The sequence below is a fragment of the Micromonospora yangpuensis genome, assembly GCF_900091615.1.
Lineage (GTDB): Bacteria > Actinomycetota > Actinomycetes > Mycobacteriales > Micromonosporaceae > Micromonospora > Micromonospora yangpuensis.
On the sequence record NZ_FMIA01000002.1, the window covers coordinates 2,149,036 to 2,169,644 of the forward strand.

Here is a 20,609-nt window from a genome sequence, read left to right on the forward strand (position 1 = left end):
CTGCCCGGTACCCCCTGCACCGGCGGCGCGTCCGGGTTCACCCGGGGGCGTCCCCCGCCGGCATCAGGCCCGGGACCACCGCTGGTTGGTGCCACCGTGGCAGGTCCACGCCAGCACCGTGGTGCCGTTGGTGGTGCCGCCGTTGTTGACGTCCAGGCAGAGGCCGGGATGCCGGACGTTGCTGATCGTGCCGTTGCTGTTGAGGTTCCACTGCTGGTTGGTACCGCCGGTGCAGTCCCAGAGCTGCGCCGGGCTGCCGGCGGTCGCGGTGGTCGGGATGTCCAGGCACTTGCCGAGCACCCGCAGGGTCTGGCCGGTCTGGGTGAACTGCTGGTTGGCGTTGCTGTGGCAGTCCCAGATCAGCATCGTGGTGCCGTTGGCGGTGCCGCTGTTGTTGACGTCCAGGCAGCGGTTGGCGGCCTCGCTGCGCAGCCGGAAGGTTGGCGTGGGCTCCGGGTTGCCGGTGCCGCCGCCACTGACCCGGTAGACCACCGTGCCGTGCGCCGGGACGCTTGCCGAGATCGCGCCGGTGCTGGTCGAGGTGGCGTTGGTCCAGGCGTCGCGCAGGGTGAACGAACTTCCGGTCTTGCCGACGGCCGCCGCCGTGGTGGAGACCGTGGTGGTGGCGTTGCCCTGGTTGAACAGGGCCACCGCGACATCGCCGTTGGCCAGCCGCTTGGCCAGCACCCGTCGGGTGCCGTCGTTGGAGACCTGGACCGCCTGCAACGCCAGCGGGTCCTGGTTGATCGCGATCAGGTTCTGGTTGCGCAGGATGTTCAGGGTGGCGGTGTTGGCGTTGCGGATGTCGTTGCCGGCGATCAGCGGGGACGCCATGATCGACCAGAGGGCGAAGTGGCTGCGCATCTCGGTGTCGGTCATCCCGCCGTTGCCGACCTCCATCATGTCCATGTCGTTGAACGATCCGGGTCCGGCGTACCCGGCCAGCGGCACGGTGACGTTGACGATGTTCTGGACACCCATCGGGTAGCCGTTGGTCTGGCCGGTGTTCCACGCGTTGGTGATGTCCTCGGTGGTCCGCCACATGTTGGCCACGTCGCCCCAGTTGCGCTGGGGGCCGGTCTTCTCGTGGATGCTGTTCGGGTTGATGCTGTAGAGGATCGGCCGGCCGGTGGCGGCGAGGGCGTCGCGCATCCGGGCGAAGCCGGTCACCTGGTCGTTGATGGTGCCCCACGGCGAACACCAGTCGTACTTGAGGAAGTCCACGCCCCAGTTGGCGAACTGCTGGGCGTCCTGGTACTCGTGACCGAGGCTGCCGGTGGCACCGGGCCACGCTCCGAAGTACTGGGCGCAGGTCTTCTCCCGGGGCACCTGGTAGAGGCCGAAGAGCAGGCCACGGGCGTGCAGGTAGTCACCGAGGGCCTTCATGCCGCTGGGGAAGCGGCCCGGATCGGCCTGGAGGTTGCCCTGGGCGTCCCGGTTCGGGTTGAACCAGCAGTCGTCGACGACGACGTACTTGTAGCCCAGGTCGCGCATCCCGTTGTTGACGATGGCGTCGGCCATCTGGCGGATCAGCGCCTCGTTGATGTTGCAGCCGAAGGTGTTCCAGCTGTTCCAGCCCATCGGTGGGGTGCGGGCCACCCCGTTGTTGAGTGCCTGCGCCGGTCGCGGTGCGGAGAACCCACCGACGGCCGTCGCGGCGAGGGTCACCAGCAGCACACCCATTGCGGCCCACAGGCCTCTTCGTACCCGCATGCAGTCCTCCCGAGCGAAACGGGTGCCGCGACGGCACCCCGACGGTGGCCGGCCGACCCGGGCCACCTCGCCGACCGTGGTGGCGGGGGTACGGATTGCGCGGCCGTTGCCGAAGCATTACGCGCCGGCTACCGCGATGTTATCGATAACATCCATGGCTGTATATAGATGGGGGGAGTGCGTCGGCGGAGCCGCGGCTCAGCGGGCCGGGCAGCGTAGGCCCTCGCGGGGCACGGTCAGGTCGATCAGGTACGCGTCCACGGCGTTGGTGACGCAGGCGGTCTGCGGGTACGCGGTGTGCCCCTCGCCCTCCCAGGTCAGCACCCGCCCCACCCCGAGCATCGAGGCCAGGGCCGGGGTCTGCTCGTACGGCGTGGCCGGGTCGCCGGTGGTGCCGACGACCAGGATCGGCGGCGCTCCGTCGGCCGTCCCGGTGGGGTAGGGATCGCGCTGGCCCGGCCACTCGACGCAGGTCAGCATGCCGACCGCCAACGCCGGCCCGAAGAGCGGGTACTGCTGGCGCCACTGCGACTGCAGCTGACGGATCTGCGCCACGCTCGGCTTCTGCTCCTCGTCGGCGCAGTTCACCGCGAGGTTGGCGTCGAAGAGGTTGGAGTACCGGCCGTCGTCCTCCCGGCCGGCGTACGCGTCGGCGAGGCGGAACACCTCGCTCGGGTCGCCGCCGGCCAACCGGTCGATCGCCCGGGCCAGCTCCTGCCAGCCCGCCTCGGTGTAGAGCGAGGAGACGATCGCGTAGAAGATCCAACCGGCGGTCGCCTCCCGCCCCTGCGGATCGCGGACCGGTGCCGTGCGGGCCTTCTCGATCGCCGAGGTCACCGCCGCGCGGGCGTCCGGGGCGATCGGACACCGCTGGGCGTTTGCCGCGCACCAGCGGGTGAAGTTGTCGAACGCCCGCTCGAAGCCCTTGGCCTGCCCCTCCGAGCCGGCCACCAGGTCCTGCCGCGGGTCGACCGCCCCGTCGAGCACGAACGCCCGCACCCGCTGCGGGTAGAGCTGGGCGTACGTGGCACCGAGCAGGGTGCCGTAGGAGTAGCCCAGGTAGGTCAGCTTGTCGTCGCCGACCGCCGAGCGGATCGCGTCCATGTCCCGGGCGGCCTGCTCGGTGGCGTACAGCGGCAGCTGGTCGCCGTAGCGGTCACCGCAGGCCCGACCGATCCGCTGGCTCAGCGTGACGAGGCCGTCGAAGGACTGCTGACTGGTCGGATCAGGGTCGTAGCCGAAGCTGGCGTCCAGGTCGGCGTCGGAGATGCACTTGACCGGGCTGGAGCGGGCCACCCCGCGCGGGTCGAAGCCGACGATGTCGAACCGTTCGGTGACCGAGTCCGGCAGGCCACCGAAGGCCGAGCCGAAGGAGAGGTAGACGGCGGTGTCCACCCCGGACCCGCCCGGACCGCCGGGGTTGATCACCAGGGAGCCGATCCGGTCGCGCTGCGTGGTGGACCGGGCGCGCAGCAGCGCGATCTCGAAGGTCTCCCCGCTGCCCGGCCCGGCGGTGGCGCCGCTGCCGTCACCCCAGTTGCGCGGCACCGCGATCCGCGCGCAGTCGTAGCGCATCTCCGGTGCGCCGCGACCTACCAACTCGGTGGCCACCTCGGGACAGGGCCGCCAGTCGGCGGCGCCCCCCGGTGGGGTGACCTGCCGGCCGGGGCCGCGCTCGCTCTCGGCGTCGGTGCGCGGAGCGAATGCCGGCAGGGTGCAACCGGCGGCGACCAGGGTCGCCGCGACGAGCCCGGCGAGAGTGCTGCGGACCCGACGGATCCGGTGCGGCGTACGGGTCACGGGCTGCCCCTCCTGGTCGTGTCGGTGGCCCACGCTACGCCGGCTCCGCTGCCGGCGCGGCCGGGTCACCCCGGAGCACCTCGTCCACGTCGAAGCGGACCGGGCGGTCGAGCTGGTCGTATCCGCAGGAACGCGGGTCACGGTCGGGCCGCCAGCGGACGAACCGGGCGGTGTGCCGGAACCGGTCACCCTCCATTGCGTCGTAGCCGACCTCGGCGACCAGTGCCGGGCGCAGCGGCTCCCAGGACAGGTCCTTGCCGCCGGTCCAGCGGCTGACCCCGCCGGGAATGCGCTGGCCACGCTCGTGGTCGCCGTGCGCCCACGGGTGCTCAGGCCCGGCGTCGCGGTACGGCTGCAACTCGTCCACCAGCTCGGCCCGGCGGGCCGCGGTGAACGAGGCGCTCACCCCGACGTGGTGCAGCACGCCCGCCTCGTCGTAGAGGCCGAGCAGCAGTGACCCGACCACCGGCCCGGACTTGTGCCAGCGGAAACCGGCCACCACCACGTCGGCGGTGCGGGCGTGCTTGACCTTGAACATGAGTCGCTTGCCCGGCGCGTACGGCAGGTCGGCCGGCTTGACGATCAGCCCGTCCAGACCGGCGCCCTCGAAGATGTCGAACCAGCGACGCGCGGTGGCCGGATCGGTGGTGACCTGGGTGACGTGCACCGGCGGGCGGACCTGCGCCAGGGCCGTCTCCAGCCGGGCCCGGCGCTGCGGGTACGGCTGGTCGACGAGCGACTCGTCGCCCAGGGCGAGCAGGTCGAAGGCGACGAAGTCGGCCGGGGTCGTCTCGGCCAGCAGCCGCACCCGGGAGGCGGCCGGATGGATCCGCTGGGCCAGCAGCTCGAAGTCGAGCCGGGGCTGCCCGTCCGGGCTGTCGCGCCGGATCACGATCAGCTCGCCGTCGACCGCGCAGCGCCGGGGCAACTGCCGGCGGGCCTGCTCGACGACCTCGGGAAAGTAGCGGGTGACGCCCTTACCGCCCCGACTGGCCAGCTCCACCTCGTCGCCGTCACGGAAGATGATGCAGCGGAAACCGTCCCACTTCGGCTCGTAGGTCGCCCCGGCGGCGGTGGGCAGCCGGGCGACGCTCCTGGCCAGCATCGGCTCGACCGGTGGGTTGATCGGCAGGTCCACGGCGACAGTCAACCAGAGACCACCGACAGTCCGGTGGCGGAACACCGGTCGTAGGCTGGTCCGGTTGGTTCCTCCCGCGTGAAAGGGGCGTGCCGTGACGGCCCTGACCTACCCGCACGTCGGTGCCACCCGTACCGGTGCGCTGCCGGCCGGGTGGCGGCACGTCCGGCACCGCGTCCGGCTGCCGGCGGGGAGCTTCGCCACCGCCGGTGCCGCGGTGCTCAGCTGGCGGCTGCACCGGGCCGCCGGGATCCGCATCGACGCCGACGGGCCCCGGGCCGCGCCCGGCGTGCGGGTGACCTCCGGACTCGGGGTCGGTCCGCTGCGGCTGCGCGCCCCCTGCGAGGTGGTCTGGAGCGCCGCCGACGCGCACCGGGCCGGCTTCGGCTACGGCACCCTGCCCGGTCACCCGGCGACGGGGGAGGAGGCCTTCGTGGTCAGCCGGGACGACACCGGCCGGGTGTGGTTCGAGGTGATCGCGTTCAGCCGGCCGCAGAGCCGGCTGATGCGGGCGGCCGGCCCGGCCGGGCGGGCCTTCCAGACCGGGTACGCCTGGTGGCTCGGCCGCACCCTGCGCCGCCTCTGCGCGCGGGGCTGAGCCGACCGTCCCGCGCCGACTCCGCGCGGGGCTGAGCCGACCGTCCTGCGCCGCCTCTGCGCGCGGGGCTGAGCCGACCGTCCCGCGCGGAGCTGGGTCAGAAGCGGGCGAAGGAGCGCAGCGGCATCCGGGGGCCGAACCGGGGCGCCTGGATGCCGGCGGCGGCCAGCAGCAGGCAGACCCGCCCCCGGTGCCCGGCGAACGGCGCGAGCAGCTCCAGCATCCGGGTGTCGTCGCCGCGCGCCTCACCGGCCAGCGCCCAGGCGACGGTGTTCGGGACGTGGTAGTCGCCGACGCTCACCGCGTCGGGGTCGCCGTAGGCGATCCGGACCACCTCGGCGGCGGTCCACGCCCCGATCCCGGCCACGGCGGTCAGCCGCCGGGTCGCCTCGGCGGAGTCGGCACAGCGTTCCAGCCGGTCGGCCACGGCGGCGGCCCGCCGGAGCGTGTCGGCCCGCCGCTGCTCCACCCCGAACGGATGGAAGACCCAGTACGCGGTGGCGGCGACGGCCGCCGGATCGGGAGGCAGCAGCAGCGGCTGCGCCGGGCCGGGGGCCGGCGTGCCGAAGTGCCGGACCGTCGCCGCGTAGGCCCGGTAGGCCTCGGTGCCGGTGACCTTCTGCTCGAAGACCGCCCGCAGCACCCGGGGGAAGAGCTGACCGGTGGCGGGCATCCGCAGTCCCCGGTGCCGGGCGGCCAGCCGGGCCACCACCGGGTGCGCCCCGGCCAGCTCGGCGAAGCCGGTCAGGTCGTCGCGTAACCCCGCGATCGCGTCGGCCCGATCCACCACCCGGTCGGCGCCGGGGCCGTAGCCCTCGGCCAGGAGCTGTCCGCCGACCGGTCGCAGGGCGAGGGTGGCCGGCCCGTCCGGGGTACGGGTGGCCCACCAGAAGGTGCCGTCGGCGATCCGCGCGCACGGGTCGTACCGGCTGAAGGTGAGCGCGCGCACCGACTCCACCAGCCGGTAGTCCGCCGGCGGGCACAGCACCCGGCTGGCCGCCGGTCCGGTCTGGCTCACCCGGCCACTCTGCCATGCCGGACGCCCCCGGCCGCAGGACGGCCTGCTCCCGACCGTCGAGGTGTCGGCCCCAGGGGGCCGGAGGCCCGACCGTCGAGGTGCGGGGGCCCGGGCGCAGAATGACACGCGGCGCCGGCCCGGGTGGGCCGGCGCCGCGGCCGGGACGCCGTTCGCTGCCGGTGCGCCGACGTCCAGGTCGGCACCGCGCGGCCGCCGGTCACGCCCCCGGTGGGGGGCGACCGGCCACCGGCTGCGGTGGATCAGTACGAGTAACCCGAGTCGCCGCTGTTGTCAGCCGGCGGCTCGACCGCCTTCGGGGTGCCGGTCGGCAGGCACTCCAGGTTCTTCTTGCCGTTGGGCTGGATGGCGAACCAGGTGCCGCCGACGCCCTGGCCCTTCCACTGACCGGCCTTCTTGTCCCCGATGTAGCGGTACAGCGGCCAGCCGTCCAGGGTGATCTGGCGGGTGCCGTCCTGCCGGGTCACGGTGCCGACCTTGTCGTCGGAGACGCCGGTGAGCTGCGGGTTGCCGTCGGTCAGCGCGGGCGGCCAGACCTGGGCGCACTTGTCGACGCAGTTCGAGGCGGCCGGGTCGTTGGTGTCCTTGTCGAAGCGGTAGAGCAGGAAGCCCTTCTCGTCGGTGACCACGTTGCCCATCTTGGGCACCGCCTTGCCCTTGAGGGCCGTGGTCAACTTGACGTTGGCAGGCGGTGGCGCGGCCTCGGGGGCGTCGGTCGCCTCGGGGGCCACGGTCTCCTCGGGAACGGGGGTCTCGCTGGACTCCGGTACGACCGTCGCGGTGGGTTCGGCGGCGGCGACCGCGACCGGCTCGGCCGCACCCGGGTTGGCCGGGTCGTAACCTGCGGGAGCGCAGGCCGTAAGTGCCACCAGCGCACCCGCGACGATGACGGTTCGCTTCAGCTTTGCCACGTGCCCTCCTCATACTTGGCAGTTCACCGAGTAGTACGGGGAGAGTGCTGTCAAGGTTGAACGACCAGGGGTGCTCAATTTCACTCCGGTGCCATTGAACCGCTCGGCCGATTCGTGCGTGGGAGTCCACACCCGAGGCGTTCGTGGCGGAAACGACGGATCGGCGCCGGCCACCCGTACGGGTGACCGACGCCGATCAGCGCCCGTTGGCTAGAGCTTCGCCGCCACCAGCGGGGTCGCCACCCCGTTGACGTCGACGGACTGCACCTGGAGCCGGGCGATGTCGTCCCGGGTGGCGAAGGTGGAGGCGCCCAGCACCAGCTTCTCCGAGTTGCTGTTCGTGCCGTACCCGCCGGGCGGCACCGACCAGGAGGAGATGACCTCGGTCTTGCCGTCGCGGCGGACCACCACCAGCCGGCAGGTACGCGGACCGGGCAGCTTGTCCATCACGAAGTTGACCTGCGTGCCGTACTTCTTGTCGGCGATGTAGAAGGTCGCCGCGACCCCGGTGGTCGGATCCGTGGCGGCGAACGGCTCACCCTCGATCGGGTTCGGGCCACCCAGCCCCGGACCACTGACCGTCGGGTTGGGCGGCGGGTCCACCGACGCGTTGGTCGTCGGCTCGGCGATCACCTGCTGCCCACCGCCGTCGCTGACGCTGGCGATGCCGACCCCGGTCAGTCCGCCGAAGACCACCACCGCGGCGGCGGCGGTCAGGACCTGCCGGAACCGCTGGCGCCGCCGGTGGGCCCGCACCGCGACCAGGGTTCGGTCCAACAGGCGGGGATCGGTAGCGGTCTGTTCCATCGCGGTCATGGTCTCGCCGTCGATGTCGGAGAGCAGCCCCACCACCGGGACCATGGTCTCCAGCTCGGCCGCGCAGGCCCAACAGGTGGCGAGGTGTTCCTCGAACCGTTCGGTGTCCTGCTCGTCCAGCACGCCGAGCGCGTACGCCGCGACGTCCATGTGCTCGGTCCGACTCATTCCGTCACCCCCCTCTCCTGTAGAGCCGTGCGCAGCGCCCGCAGCGCGTAGTAGACCCGCGACTTCGCGGTGCCCAGCGGCAGCCCCAGCTCCTCGGCCGCCTCGGGCACCGTGCGTCCCCGGAAGTACGTCGCCACCAGGATCTCCCGGTGCGACTGACTCAGCGTACGCAGGGCGTCCGCCACAGTCATCGTCCGCAACACCCGGTCGGTGCTGTCGGACTCCGCGAAGGCGGTCAGGTCCCGGTCGTACGTCTCCGCCGGCCGGGCCTGCTCACTGCGGTGTTCGTCGATGGCGATCCGGCGGGCCACCGTGACCAGCCACGGCCGTACCGAACCCTGCCCCTGCGCGCCGAGGCGGTGCGCGTTGCGCCAGGCCCGCAGCAGCGTCTCCTGCACGATGTCCTCGGCCCGCTGCCGGTCGCCGCCGGTCAACCGCATCACGAACATCAGCAACGGGCCGGCGTGCTCGGCGTAGAGCAGCCGGATCAACCGGTCGGCGTGACCGGTCTCCTCCGGCGCCTGGTGCCGCCCAGGGGTCGGGCGCGGCGTCACCGGCTCGTTCTGGCGATCGACCGGACGGGTGTCGACCCCTCGCGTCGATCGGGGCACCCGGGACTGGGAACGGGCGGACATCCAGTCCGGCCGGACCCGGTCGCCGTGCCAGCCGGCCGCCACCGCATGCATGCAGACCTCCGGAACGTCCTATGAGCACAGCAACCCTTGGCAGGTGCCGCCCGATGATACGGAGGCGCGCTCCCAGCGGATCAACGCCGGGAAGAAAAAAATCCGAGTGGGGGCGGCTCGGAGCCGGTGGCGTCGGTGTCCCGCACCACCGGGGCCCCGCCGGCGAACCGGTCGAGGTCCGCACCGGCGACCACCCGGCCGGGAAACCAGTCGCCGGCGGCCCGCCGGGTCAGCTCCGGCACCGGCGGCTCGACCCGCCCGGCGACCAGCACCAGGTTGCCGTACCGCCGGCCGCGCAGCACCGCCGCGTCACCGATCAGGCAGGCCCGGGGCAGCACCGAACGGACCGTGGCCACCTGCCCCCGGGCGTGGCGCAACGGCGGGCCGTCGGCCAGGTTCGCCAGGTACCAGCCGTCGGGGCGCAACACCCGGGCCACCTCGTCGACGTACTCCACCGAGGTCAGGTGGGCCGGGGTCCGCGCGCCGGCGAAGACGTCGGCGACCACCACGTCGTAGCTCGCGTCCCGGGTGGAGGTGAGCGTCGCCCGGGCGTCGGCCACCCGGACCCGCAGTCGCGGGTCGGCCGGCCAGGGAAGTGCCCGCCGGACCAGCTCCACCAGCGCGCCGTCCACCTCCGACACCCGCTGGGTGGAGCCGGGCCGGGTGGCCGCGACGTACCGGGGCAGCGTCAACGCCCCGCCGCCGAGGTGCAGCACCCGCAGGGCCGTACCGGCCGGGGCGACCAGGTCGATCGCGGCGGCGAACCGCCGGACGTACTCGAACTCCAGGTGCGTGGGGTCGGTCAGGTCGACGTGCGACTGGGGCGCGCCGTCCAACAGCAGCGTCCACGATCCCGGCCGGTCGGGATCGGGCACCAGCTCCGCCTGCCCGGTGTCGACCGTCTCGACCAGCCGGTCCGCCACCCGCCGCCGACCCATCAGCCACCGGTCCGGGCGGCTGCGCCGGCCCTCACGGGCCGGTCCGGGCGGCTTGTCCCGGCCCTCATGGGCCGGTCCGGGCGGCGCTGCTCAGGGCCCGGTGCAGCAGTCGGGCGTCGCCGAGCATCGCGCGTAGCCGGCGTTCCAGCCCGGCGATCGGGACCAGGTTCTGTGGTGCCCGGGGATCCTTGTACGGGGTGGAGGCGAACCGGGGCAGGGTCACCAGCGACAGGTCGGCCAGCCGGACCGCCTCGGTCTCGGGCAGCTCCGGGGAACACTCCAGCCGGACGATGCCGGCCCACGGCGCCCCGGCCGCCACCGGCAGGCGGAGGTACCAGGAGTAGCCACCCCAGGCGGTGCCGAGCCGGAACACCGGTGAGCGTTGGCCGGAGCGCAACCCGGTCACCACCGCGGTCAACCGGGCGTCGAGGTACTGGCTGTGCTGGGTCTTGATGTAGCCCAGGGTGCGCGGCAGCTGCCGCCGGCTGCGCAGCGGACCGTCCACCACCAGCAGGTCGTCGTCGGTACGGGCCGCGCCGGAGACCTCCACCTCCAGCGCGGTCAGCGGCCCCTGCACCGCCGCGGGCAGCTTGTTCAGCTCACCGCTGCCGCCCACCCGGTGCACCGGGTACCGGATCCGCCCGGCCACCACCTCGCGCGCCGACGGGCTGGCCGTGAAGAGTCCCCGCGCCACCCGCGCCCCGGCCAGCTCGGCCGCGCCCCGCTCCAGGTCGCACCGGACCACCCCGGCCGCGTAGGAGGCGGCGAGCCCGGGGTACGACACACCGTCGGCCTCCGCCGTCCAGACGCTCGCGTCGATCCGGCGTACCCCGTCGACAAGCAGCACCACGTCCGGGGCGCGCACGTCCGCGCGCACGTCGATGGCCCGCCAGTCCACCACCGGCAGCTCCACCGTGGGGTCGACCTGGGCGCTGCTCGGTGCCGCCGGCCCGCCGGCCGCCGCCTCGAAGGAGGCGCCGTAGGCCGGATCCCAGCTGTCCACGAAGAACCGTCCGGCGCTCACCGGCCCGGCCCCCCGACCACTGTCGACCTCACCGGCCGGTCCGTTCCACCCGGGCGCTGCGGGCGTCCTTGCGCACCTCGAAGCGCACCGGTATCCGCTCGGCCAGGGCGGGCACGTGGGTGACCACCCCCACCATCCGGTCCCCCCGGGCGGCCAGCGTCTCCAGGGTGGCGGCCACCGTGTCCAGGGTGGCCGCGTCCAGGGTGCCGAAGCCCTCGTCCAGCACGATCGACTCCAGGCTCGCCGCCGTGGTGGACATCCCGGCCAGCTGCTCGGACAGGGCCAGCGCCAGGGCCAGCGACGCCTGGAACGTCTCCCCACCGGACAGGGTCCGCACCCCGCGCCGCAGCCCCGCGTCGTGGTGGTCGACGACGAAGAACTCACCCTTGTCGTGCACCAGGTCGTACTGGCCGCCGGAGAGTTCCCGCAGGATCGACGACGCCCCGTCGACCAGCAGGTCCAGCGCCTCGGCCAGCAGCCACCGCTCGAAGTTGTTGGCCCGCAGGTGCCCGGCCAGCGCCCGGGCCACCCGGGCCCGCTGCTCGTGCCCGGCCCGCTGGGCACGCAGCTCGGCGGCCTGCTCGCGGCGTTCCACCAGCCGGCGGTGGGCCGCCTCGGCTCGCTCCAGGGCGAGGGTGGCCGCGCGTACCGGATCGTCGTCGACCGGCAGACCGGCGGCGGTGAACAGCGCGGCGATCCGCTCCCGCACGGCCCTCTGCTCGGCGTTCGCCGCGTCGAGGGCGGCGCTGCGCGTCACCCGCTCGGCCCGCCGCCGGTCGGCCTGGTCACCCGCCCAACCGGTGAGCGCCGCCCAGGCGGCGGCGACGTCGTCCCGGTCGGCCGTCGGCGGACCGAGGCGGGCCAGCCCGTCGCGGGTCAGGTCGAACTCCCGCCACGCGGCACGCAGCCGCTGCTCGGCGGCGTCCCAGGTGCCGCGGGCCCGCCGGGCGGCGTCCCGGCCGGCCCGGACCGCGCCGGCCGCCTCCTCCAGCGCCCGGCGCAACCGGGCCTGCTCGGCCAGGTCGTGGCGGAGCGCCTCCGGCGTGGCCACCCCGGCGAGCTGGTCGTCCAACTCGGCCAACCGGCCCCGCAGCTGGTCGAGCTCGGTCCGGGCGCGCAGCAGGACCCGGTCCAGGTCGCGGGCGGCGGCGTCACGCTCCTGCAGGACCCGCTTGGCCGCCTCGCTCGCCGTCCGGGCCGCCTTGCCGGCGGCGGTGGCGCGGGCCACCGCCGAGCCGGCCGGCACCGCAGGCACCCGCGACACCTGCTGCTCGCAGACCGGGCAGGCCGCCCCCGCCACCAGGTGCGCCCGCAACGCGACCGCCTGGTCGGTGGCCTTGGCCTCCTCGTGGGCCAGGAACGCCGCCGCCAGCTCGGCCTCGGCCCGCTCGGCCGCCGTCCGGGCCTGCGCCAGCGCGGCCACCGCCGCGTCGTGTTCGGTCTGCGCCGCCGTCACCGCCGCGGCCACCGTCTCGACCTGGCCGGTGAGCCGGTCCCGGTCGGTGTGCGCCTTGAGCAGCAGCCGCAGGGCGCTCTCGTCGCCCGCGCCGGTCAGCTCCCCGCGCAGTTTCTCCTCCCGCTCCTCGGCCAGCGCCACCGCCGCCGTCGCCTCGTCGGCGCCGGCCCGGGCGTCAGCCACCGCGCGGGCCACCTCGGCCACCCCGTCCGGCGCGGCCACCGCACCCAGCACGGTCAGCTCGGCGTCGAGGGCGGCCAGCGCCGCGTGTGCCTCGCGCACCGCCGCGTCGGCCCGCTCCCGCTCCGGTACGGCCGCCGCGACCGCCCCGGTCAGCTCCCGCAGCCGTTCGACCTGCCCCTCGGCCTCGGCCAGCGTCGCGTCGTCGACGCCGGTCAGCGCGTCGAGCAGCCGGGTCACCTCGTCCAGCCGCGCCTCGGCCTGCCCGGCCCGTTCGGTGGCCCGGCGCTGCACCTCCTCGTAGACGCCGAGGCCGAGCAGGTTGACCAGGATCTGCTGCCGGGTGGCCGGCCGGGCGTGCAGGAAGTCGGCGAACTGCCCCTGCGGCAGCACCACACAGCTGGTGAACTGCTCGTACGGCAGCCCCACCGCCGCCAGCACCGCCTCCTCCATCTCCGCCGGCGTACCGGCGACCACCTCGCCCAGGTCCTCCGGGCTGAGCCCGGTGTCCAGCTTGGTCACGTCGAACCCGGCCGGCATCAGCTGTAGGCCCGCGCCGGCGGTCTTCACGTTGCCCCGGGAGTCCCGGCGGACCACCCGGGTCGCCACGTAGCGTTCCCCGGCCGACTCGAAGACCAACCGGACCCGGGCCTCGGTGGCCGACGGAGCGAGCGCGTTGGCCAGTCCCCGGGTCCCGCCCCAGCGGGGCACCGTGCCGTAGAGGGCGAAGCAGATCGCGTCCAGCACCGTCGACTTGCCCGAACCGGTCGGGCCGACCAGGGCGAAGAAGTCGGCGTCGGTGAAGTCGATGGTGGTGTCGTCCCGGAAGACGGTGAAGCCCGCCAGGTCCAGCCGCATCGGTCGCACTACCGGTCGACCTCCTCGAACAGCTCGTCGAAGAGCGCACGGACCTCGTCGTCGGCGTGACCCCGGCTGCCCAGGTAGTCGGCGAAGAGGTCCCGGGGCGACCGACCGGACCGCTGGGCGGTCCGGGTGGCGCTGCCGGGCGCCGGCAGCAGCTGCGGGTCGATCCGGATCTCCAGGGCGTGCGGGAGCAGCTCCTGCACCTCCTCACGCAGCCCGGCGCGGGGCTGCTCGCTGACGAAGACCCGCAGCAGCCCCTCCGGCGGCGGCGCCTCGGCGAGCTGGGCCAGCGTGCCGCGTACGGTGCGCAGCGGAACCGCCGCGGCGATCGGCACCTCGCGGACCCGCGCCGCGGTGGTGGCGGTCACCTCCACCACGGTCACCGACGGCACGTTCTCCTGCTCGCCGAAGTCCACCGCCAGCGGGCTGCCGCTGTAGCGGACCGGGCAGGGGCCGACGACCCGCTGCGACCGGTGCAGGTGACCCAACGCGACGTAGTGGGCGGTGCCCGGGAAGACCGAGGCCGGCACGGCGTAGCCGAGCACGGTGTGCGCGTCCCGCTCGCCGCCGCCGGTGCTCGCCCCCACCACGGTGAGGTGGGCGGTGACCAGGTGCACCCGGTCCGGCTCGTCGAAGCCCTCGGTGAGCCGGTCCAGCACCCGTCCCAGGTGGTCGGCGTAGGTCTGGGTCGCCTCGGCGGCGGTCAGCTCGTACATCTCCACCGCGCGGACCGCGTACCGCTGGGACAGGAACGGCAGGGCGGCCAGCCGCCAGCGTTCGCCACCGGCGGTGACCCCGTCGACGACGTGCTCGTCCGGATCGGCGAGCACGCTGCCGCGCAGGGTGATGCCGGCGGCCTCGGCCCACGGCCGCAGCGCGTCCAGGGCCGGCCCGTTGTCGTGGTTGCCGCCGATGGCCACCACGTCCGCCCCGGTCCGCCGCAGCGCGGTCAACGCCCGGGTGACCAACCGGGTCGCCTCCGAGGTGGGCGCGGCGGTGTCGTACAGGTCGCCGGCGACGATGACCAGGTCGGGCCGTTCGACGCGGGCGACCTCGATGACCGCGGCGAGGACCTGCTTGTGCTCCTCGGCCCGGGACTGGCCCTTGAGGACCTTGCCGACGTGCCAGTCGGAGGTGTGCAGGATCTTCATGGGGAGGGCACCTGACTGCTAGAACGGGATGTCGTCGTCGCTGCCGCCGCCGGAGCCGACCACCACGAACGGGTCCGCCGCCCCGGTGATCGAGCGCAGCGTCTCCGACGGGGCCCGGCCGGCCTCGGAGACCCGGGTCGCCCAGGCCGGGAAGGGGAACTCCAGGCAGAGCGGGACCGGGATGTCCGGCTGGTTGACGAACATCGTGCCCGGCTTGGCCAGCAGCGCCCGTTGCCGCTGGGCGGGCGGGAGGAAACCGTACTCCGGGCGGGACGCCTCGGCCGGGTCGAGCCGGCCCACCACCCGGATCGCCGAGTTGGTGACGATCCGGCGCTCCACCTCGCTGGCGGTCTGCTGCGCACCGACCAGGATCACCCCGAGTGAACGGCCCCGCTCGGCGATGTCCAGCAGCACCTCCTTGATGGGGGAGGAGCCCTCCCGGGGGGCGTACTTGTTCAGCTCGTCGAGGACGACGAAGAGCAACGGCTTGGCGGTGCCGGACTTCTCCTTGCGCTCGAACTCGCTCTTGAGCGTCACACCGACCACGAAACGCTGCGCGCGGTCCGGCAGGTTGTGCAGGTCGACCACGGTGACCTGGGCGCTCTCGGCGGTGTTGATGCTGTGCGGGCGGCGGGTGGCCAGGTCACCGCGGATCAACCGGCCCAGGTCCTTCTTGCTGCCGATCAGCCGCCGGGCGAACGCGTTGACGGTGCCCAGTCCGACCGCGCTGCCGGCCCAGTCGCCCCGGGTCTCGTCGTCGTTGAGCTGTTCGACGACGTGGTCGACCAGGTCGGCGTAGCTGCCCAGGCGCACCCCGTCGATGCTCACCCCGCCGTCGGCGGGCTGGGCGTACCGGGCCAGGTGGGCGGCGACCGAGTGGACCACCATCGTGTACTGCTGGCGCTCGTCGTCGGCGTCGGCGAAGACGTACGGCAGCAGCCGGTCGGCGCAGAACTCGCTGAGCGTCCAGTAGAAACTGTCCACCCCGGTCAACCGGCTACTCACGTCCGGGGTGCCGGAGGCGTCACCGACCCGGGGCGGAGCGTAGACCCGGACGTCCGGGAAGGCCCCGGCGGTCAGGCCCAGCTTCGCGTACCCGGCCCGGGTGGCGTCGTCGAGGCGGGTGTTGGGATGGTCGAGGAAGAGCAGGTCCTCACCCTTGACGTTGAAGATCAGCGCCTTGGCGTTGACCGCGTCGCCACCGAGCACCCCGGAGCGGAACACCGAGTAGAGCAGGAAGGTGGCGAAGCTGGTCTTGGTGGCCACCCCGGAGATGCCGGAGATCGAGACGTGCGCGCCCCGGCTGCCGTCGAGGAAGTCGGCGTTGAGGTAGACCGGCACGCCGTCGCGACCCATGCCCATCGGGATGCGCCGCTCCATCCGGTCGAAGTGCAGCGCCCGGGCCCGGGCGTCACCCTCGGCCCGGAACACCACCGCGCCGGGCTGCGGCGGCACGTACAGCTCCGGGTCGACCCGGGTGGTGGTGATCTCGGCCGCCTCCTGCACCATCGCCGGCAGGGTGCCGTCGGCGATGGCGAAGACGTCCGACTCGAACTGGGCGCCCTCGTGCCGGGCCCGGACCTGGGTGACCACCCCGGCGATCGTCACCGGCTCCCGGTCGGGCAGCTCGCGGCGGGTCACCACCACGTCGTCGAGCTGCAGGTAACTGCCGGGGGCCACCGCCGTCCAGAACTGCAACGGGGTGGCGTCGGCGGTGCCGAGCACCCGCCCGACACCCTCACCCGGTCCGTCGATCTGGTCGTCGGTCATCGCCGGGCTCCGGTCAGCCGGGGGTCTCGGTCAGCGCACACGTCCTGCATCCTGCCCGAGGAGTGTGACAGGTTGCCACGCGACGTGCCGCCCACGACGCGCAGCGACCGTCGTCGTACCGATGGTCACCCGCGCCGGGTGGCCGCAGGCGGCGGCGGTCCGGGCTCAGTCGCGGCCGTAGCGCAGCAGCAGGGTGCCGTCGTCGGCGTGCAGCACGTGCCGCAGTGGCAGCCGGCGCGGCGGGCTGGCCGCCGGCCCGGCGGTGATCCGGCCCGGCCCGGCCCCGGCCAGCAGCGGGGCGACGGTGAGGCAGACCTCGTCGACCAGGTCGGCCGCGGTGAGCGCGCCGAACAGCACCGGGCCACCCTCGCAGAGGATCTGGTCGAGCCCGCGTCGGCGCAGCTCGGCCAGGCCGGCGGCCAGATCCACCCGGTCGGTGCCGCAACGGACCAGGTCGGCGACGTCGGTGAGGCCGGCCGGCGGATCGGCCGCGGCGTGGGTGAGCACGATCGGTCGCACCGGCGCGTCGGCGAAGGCGGCCTGCGCCGGATCCACCCGCAGCGACCCGGAGACCACCACCAACGTCGGGTACGCGGACAGCCCGTGTGCCGTCCGCCAGGCCCGCCGGGCCTCGCTCAGGCGCAGCGCGTCGTACCCCTCGTGGCGCAGCGTGCCGGCGCCCACCAGCAGGGCGTCGCAGAGCATCCGCAACCGGCCGAAGACCCGTTTGTCCGGCGCGCCGGACAGCCCGGCGGAGTAGCCGTCGAGGCTGACCGCGCCGTCGACGCTGGTCACGAAGTTCATCCGCAGGTGGGGCCGGTCGGCGCGACCGTAGAGCGCGGTCAGCTCCGCGTCGTCGAGCCCGGCGCCGGGCGGTGTCGACGCCTCGCCGCCCGGTGTCGGCTGCTCGCGGTGCGGTGTCGGCTGCTCGCGGTGCGGTGCCGACGGCTCGTGGTGCGGTGCCGGCCAGAGCCGGCGGATCTCGGCGCGCCCGCTCATTCGCCGGCCGGACCGGTGACCGGAGGAGGCGGCTCGGGGGTACGGTGCTGGCAGTCACACCAGTTCCGGCCGGGGCAGTCGCCGTGTCGTCCGGCCCGGCACGCTCGGCAGATCATGCCGGCAGCCTATGCCGAGGGAGGACGGGGCCGCATGGCGCGTCAGATCTTCCAACTCAGAGTCTCCCTGGTCGGGGTCCGGCCCACCGTCTGGCGGCGGGTGCTGGTGCCCGGCGGGTACACCCTGGACCGGCTGCACCGGGTGCTGCAGTACGCCCTCGGCTGGCGAGACTGCCACCTGCACTCGTTCGACGTCGACGGGGTGGTGTACGGCGTACCGGACCCGGTGGGTGAGCTGGCCGTGCTCGACGAGTTGGACGTGCGGTTGGACGCGGTGGTCGGCAAGGGCAGCCGGTGGCGGTACACCTACGACTTCGGTGACTGGTGGGAGCACGACCTGCTGGTGGAGGACGTGTTCGTGGCCGACCCGGACGAGCGGTACCCGATCTGTGTCGACGGTGAGCGGGCCGGGCCGCCCGAGTCCGCCGGCGGTCCGAGCGCTTACCAGGTGCTGTTGGCCGCCCACGCCGACCCGGGTCATCCCGAGCACCTCGTGTTACGGGACTGGGCCGGGGAGCGGTTCGATCCGGCGGCCTTCGACGCGGGGCGGGTGACCACCCTGCTGCGTCGGCTCTGCTGACCCCGACGGCGTGAACTGGTCGTGGGTGGCGGTTCCGGGCGCGGGAGCCGGCGGTGCGTACCCGGACGATCACCCGTCGAATCCGGCCGGTGGTAACGATCGGGGAACGCTCCCGATCGACTATTGACACTCCTGTAACCCGACGGCAGTCTCATGGGAGCGCTCCCGGAGTCCCACGGAAACAACGGGCCGGAGTACTCGCCACCGCCCCGACCACCGTCTGGACCGGCGGCGTCAGCAGCACACCCCACCACGGAACCCACTGCCTCACCACCGAAAGAGGGTCAGGATGAGCGTCACCACGCGGCGTAACCGCCTTGCGGTCGCCGCCCTTGCCGCGATCACCGCACTCGGCGGTCTCACGGCCTGCGGCAACGACGAGGGCTCGGGCCAGGCGGACGGCAAGCCCGCCAAGCTGGTCGTCGACACCTTCGGCGAGATGGGCTACGACGAGCTCGTCAAGCAGTACGAGAAGGACACCGGCATCAAGATCGAGCTGCGCAAGACCGCGCAGCTCAGCGACTACCGTCCCAAGCTGGTCCGCTACCTGGCCACCGGCAAGGGCGCGGGCGACGTGGTCGCGCTGGAGGAGGGCATCCTCAACGAGTTCAAGGCGAACCCGGCGAACTGGGTGGACCTCGCTCCGCTGGTCGCCGACCACTCCAAGGAGTACCTGCCCTGGAAGTGGGAGCTGGGCAAGGCCCAGGACGGCCGGCTGCTCGGCCTGCCGACCGACGTCGGCAGCCTCGCGGTCTGCTACCGCAAGGACCTGTTCGAGGCGGCCAAGCTGCCGACCGAGCGGGACCAGGTCTCGGCGCTCTGGCCGGACTGGAACGCCTTCCTGGAGACGGGTCGCAAGTACAAGGCGGGCAGCGGCGGCAAGGCGATGATCGACTCGATCACCGCGGTCAGCAACGCCGTGCTGTTCCAGCAGAACGGTGACCTGTTCTACGACAAGGAAAACAACATCATCGCGGACAAGAGCCCGGCGGTGCAGGCCGCCTGGGAGACCGCGACCTCGATGTCCGACATCTCCGCCAAGGCCGCCACCTGGTCGCCGGCGTGGTCGGGTGGCTTCAAGCAGGGCACCTTCGCCGCGACCTTCTGCCCGTCCTGGATGCTCGGCATCGTGGCGGAGAACTCCGGCGAGGCCAACAAGGGCAAGTGGGACGTCGCGGCGGTGCCGGGCGGCGGCGGCAACTGGGGCGGCTCCTGGCTCTCCGTGCCGGCGCAGAGCCAGCACCAGAAGGAGGCCGCGAAGCTCGCGGAGTTCCTGACCAACGCCAACAGCCAGGTGGAGGCCTTCAAGGCCACCGGCCCGCTGCCCACCAACCTGGAGGCGCTGAAGAACGAGGCGTTCCTCAGCTACACCAACGAGTACTTCAGCGGCGCGCCGACCGGCAAGATCTTCGGTGAGAGCGTCGCGAAGATCCAGCCCGTCCACCTCGGCCCGAAGCACCAGGCCGTCAAGGAGAACGCGCTGGAGCCGGCACTGCGGTCGTTCGAGAACGGGCAGTCCGACAAGGCCAAGGCCTGGGAGCAGTTCCAGAAGGACGCGGCGATCCAGGGCCGCTTCTGAGCCAGTCCCACCCGGTGGCGTTCGGGGATGACCCGGACGCCACCGGTCGGTCCCGTTCCGCGTACCACCCTGCGCGAGATCCCCCTCCTTCTCGCCGGGAAAGGAAACCGCAATGAGCCTGTCGGCCACGACGGCACCGCCGTCACCAGCAGCACCACCACCCCGTGAGCCATCCTCCCGGCGGCCCAAGGGACACACCCTCTCGCGTCTGGATCTCAAGTACTCCCCGTACCTCTACATCGCGCCGTTCTTCCTGATCTTCGGCGCCTTCGGGTTGTACCCGATGCTGCGTACCGCCTGGATGTCGCTGCACGACTGGGACATGATCGGCGAGCACACCTTCATCGGGCTCGACAACTACACCCAGCTGATCCGGGACGACTACTTCTGGAACGCCCTGGTCAACACCTTCGGCATCTTCGCCCTGTCGACCATCCCGCAGCTGCTGCTGGCGCTCTTCCTGGCGAACCTGCTCAACCGGACCTTCCTGCGCGCCAAGACCTTCTTCCGGATGGCCATCTTCATCCCCAACGTGGTCTCGGTGGCCGCCGTCGCGATCGTCTTCGGCATGCTCTTCCAGCGCGACTTCGGCCTCTTCAACTGGATGCTCGGCTTCGTCGGGGTCGACCCGATCTCCTGGGACTCGCAGCGGTGGAGCTCGTGGACCGCGATCGCCTCGATGGTCAACTGGCGCTGGACCGGCTACAACACGCTGATCCTGCTCGCCGGCATGCAGGCCATCCCGCGCGACCTCTACGAGGCCGCCGCGCTCGACGGCGCCAGCCAGTGGCGGCAGTTCTGGCAGATCACCCTGCCCATGCTCAAGCCCACCTTCGTCTTCGTGGTGATCCTCTCCACGATCGGTGGCATGCAGCTCTTCACCGAGCCGCTGCTCTTCGCCAACGGCAGCATCACCGGTGGCAACCTGCGGGAGTTCCAGACCCTGGCGATGTACATGTACGAGATGGGCATCACGAACCTCAACTCCGCCGGTTACGGCGCAGCGGTCGCGTGGGCGATGTTCCTGATCATCGTGCTGGTCTCGATGATCAATTTCCTGCTCGTCCGCCGCTCGGCCAAGTGAGG

17 protein-coding genes are annotated in these 20,609 nt (G+C 73.0%); 4 read left to right on the plus strand and 13 right to left on the minus strand.

What is annotated here, in order from left to right:
• Positions 1-63 precede the first annotated feature (63 nt).
• From GA0070617_RS09880 to GA0070617_RS09890, 3 genes are all read right to left on the minus strand, one after another.
• Positions 64-1,713, minus strand: a complete 1,650-nt coding sequence (locus GA0070617_RS09880; RefSeq protein ID WP_091435699.1) for a glycoside hydrolase family 27 protein — start codon at positions 1,711-1,713, stop codon at positions 64-66.
• 198 nt (positions 1,714-1,911) lie between these two features.
• Complete coding sequence (locus tag GA0070617_RS09885) at positions 1,912-3,513, minus strand: alpha/beta hydrolase (protein ID WP_091446186.1); 1,602 nt, start codon at positions 3,511-3,513, stop codon at positions 1,912-1,914.
• Positions 3,514-3,547: 34 nt separating this feature from the next.
• Positions 3,548-4,651: an ATP-dependent DNA ligase gene (locus GA0070617_RS09890; RefSeq protein ID WP_091435701.1), complete on the minus strand. Its 1,104-nt coding sequence runs from the start codon at positions 4,649-4,651 to the stop codon at positions 3,548-3,550.
• Between the two features lie 94 nt (positions 4,652-4,745).
• Between GA0070617_RS09890 and GA0070617_RS09895 the strand changes: the two genes are divergently transcribed.
• The gene (locus GA0070617_RS09895) at positions 4,746-5,249 is read left to right on the plus strand and encodes a DUF1990 domain-containing protein (protein WP_091435703.1); all 504 of its coding nucleotides are present in this window, start codon (positions 4,746-4,748) and stop codon (positions 5,247-5,249) included.
• A gap of 97 nt (positions 5,250-5,346) precedes the next feature.
• Here the strand turns inward: GA0070617_RS09895 and GA0070617_RS09900 are convergent, their stop codons facing one another.
• The 10 genes from GA0070617_RS09900 to GA0070617_RS09945 all read right to left on the minus strand — a co-directional run bounded on the left by GA0070617_RS09900 (position 5,347) and on the right by GA0070617_RS09945 (position 17,248).
• Positions 5,347-6,267, minus strand: coding sequence for a DNA-3-methyladenine glycosylase family protein (locus GA0070617_RS09900; RefSeq protein WP_091435705.1), 921 nt, complete (start codon positions 6,265-6,267; stop codon positions 5,347-5,349).
• Between the two features lie 260 nt (positions 6,268-6,527).
• Complete coding sequence (locus GA0070617_RS09905) at positions 6,528-7,196, minus strand: COG4315 family predicted lipoprotein (RefSeq protein WP_091435707.1); 669 nt, start codon at positions 7,194-7,196, stop codon at positions 6,528-6,530.
• A 210-nt stretch (positions 7,197-7,406) separates the two neighbouring features.
• A complete protein-coding gene (locus GA0070617_RS09910; protein WP_091435709.1) occupies positions 7,407-8,180 on the minus strand; it encodes an anti-sigma factor family protein in 774 nt (257 codons plus the stop codon).
• A complete protein-coding gene (locus GA0070617_RS09915; RefSeq protein WP_091435711.1) occupies positions 8,177-8,866 on the minus strand; it encodes a sigma-70 family RNA polymerase sigma factor in 690 nt (229 codons plus the stop codon). Before GA0070617_RS09915 ends, GA0070617_RS09910 begins: the two co-directional genes overlap by 4 nt.
• Positions 8,867-8,946: 80 nt before the next feature.
• Positions 8,947-9,804 (minus strand): spermidine synthase, encoded by an 858-nt coding sequence (locus tag GA0070617_RS09920; RefSeq protein ID WP_091435715.1) that lies wholly within the window; start codon positions 9,802-9,804, stop codon positions 8,947-8,949.
• Positions 9,805-9,868: 64 nt separating this feature from the next.
• On the minus strand, positions 9,869-10,828 hold the full coding sequence (locus GA0070617_RS09925) for a hypothetical protein (protein ID WP_091435717.1): 960 nt from the start codon (positions 10,826-10,828) through the stop codon (positions 9,869-9,871).
• 28 nt (positions 10,829-10,856) lie between these two features.
• Positions 10,857-13,331 carry an AAA family ATPase gene (locus tag GA0070617_RS09930; protein WP_091435720.1) on the minus strand — a complete coding sequence of 825 codons (2,475 nt, stop codon included), beginning with the start codon at positions 13,329-13,331 and terminating at the stop codon, positions 10,857-10,859.
• Positions 13,331-14,479, minus strand: coding sequence for an exonuclease SbcCD subunit D (locus GA0070617_RS09935; RefSeq protein WP_091435723.1), 1,149 nt, complete (start codon positions 14,477-14,479; stop codon positions 13,331-13,333). Before GA0070617_RS09935 ends, GA0070617_RS09930 begins: the two co-directional genes overlap by 1 nt.
• 18 nt (positions 14,480-14,497) lie before the next feature.
• Positions 14,498-16,249, minus strand: a complete 1,752-nt coding sequence (locus tag GA0070617_RS09940; protein ID WP_091435725.1) for an ATP-binding protein — start codon at positions 16,247-16,249, stop codon at positions 14,498-14,500.
• Positions 16,250-16,414: 165 nt separating this feature from the next.
• Positions 16,415-17,248 carry a pyrimidine reductase family protein gene (locus tag GA0070617_RS09945; RefSeq protein ID WP_091435728.1) on the minus strand — a complete coding sequence of 278 codons (834 nt, stop codon included), beginning with the start codon at positions 17,246-17,248 and terminating at the stop codon, positions 16,415-16,417.
• A gap of 150 nt (positions 17,249-17,398) precedes the next feature.
• Here GA0070617_RS09945 and GA0070617_RS09950 point away from each other — a divergent pair, with 150 nt between their 5' ends.
• The 3 genes from GA0070617_RS09950 to GA0070617_RS09960 all read left to right on the plus strand — a co-directional run bounded on the left by GA0070617_RS09950 (position 17,399) and on the right by GA0070617_RS09960 (position 20,607).
• The gene (locus GA0070617_RS09950) at positions 17,399-17,944 is read left to right on the plus strand and encodes a plasmid pRiA4b ORF-3 family protein (RefSeq protein ID WP_091435730.1); all 546 of its coding nucleotides are present in this window, start codon (positions 17,399-17,401) and stop codon (positions 17,942-17,944) included.
• 289 nt (positions 17,945-18,233) lie between these two features.
• Positions 18,234-19,523 carry an ABC transporter substrate-binding protein gene (locus tag GA0070617_RS09955; RefSeq protein ID WP_091435733.1) on the plus strand — a complete coding sequence of 430 codons (1,290 nt, stop codon included), beginning with the start codon at positions 18,234-18,236 and terminating at the stop codon, positions 19,521-19,523.
• A 112-nt stretch (positions 19,524-19,635) separates the two neighbouring features.
• On the plus strand, positions 19,636-20,607 hold the full coding sequence (locus GA0070617_RS09960; protein WP_091435736.1) for a carbohydrate ABC transporter permease: 972 nt from the start codon (positions 19,636-19,638) through the stop codon (positions 20,605-20,607).
• Positions 20,608-20,609: the final 2 nt, after the last annotated feature.

Bases quoted from the DNA above. Each gene is read 5' to 3' on its own strand.
- GA0070617_RS09880 (WP_091435699.1), bottom strand. From the start codon at position 1,713: ATGCGGGTACGAAGAGGCCTGTGGGCCGCAATGGGTGTGCTGCTGGTG.
- GA0070617_RS09910 (WP_091435709.1), bottom strand. From the start codon at position 8,180: ATGAGTCGGACCGAGCACATGGACGTCGCGGCGTACGCGCTCGGCGTG.
- GA0070617_RS09915 (WP_091435711.1), bottom strand. From the start codon at position 8,866: ATGCATGCGGTGGCGGCCGGCTGGCACGGCGACCGGGTCCGGCCGGAC.
- GA0070617_RS09920 (WP_091435715.1), bottom strand. From the start codon at position 9,804: ATGGGTCGGCGGCGGGTGGCGGACCGGCTGGTCGAGACGGTCGACACC.
- GA0070617_RS09935 (WP_091435723.1), bottom strand. From the start codon at position 14,479: ATGAAGATCCTGCACACCTCCGACTGGCACGTCGGCAAGGTCCTCAAG.
- GA0070617_RS09940 (WP_091435725.1), bottom strand. From the start codon at position 16,249: ATGACCGACGACCAGATCGACGGACCGGGTGAGGGTGTCGGGCGGGTG.
- GA0070617_RS09945 (WP_091435728.1), bottom strand. From the start codon at position 17,248: ATGAGCGGGCGCGCCGAGATCCGCCGGCTCTGGCCGGCACCGCACCAC.
- GA0070617_RS09950 (WP_091435730.1), top strand. From the start codon at position 17,399: ATGGCGCGTCAGATCTTCCAACTCAGAGTCTCCCTGGTCGGGGTCCGG.
- GA0070617_RS09955 (WP_091435733.1), top strand. From the start codon at position 18,234: ATGAGCGTCACCACGCGGCGTAACCGCCTTGCGGTCGCCGCCCTTGCC.
- GA0070617_RS09960 (WP_091435736.1), top strand. From the start codon at position 19,636: ATGAGCCTGTCGGCCACGACGGCACCGCCGTCACCAGCAGCACCACCA.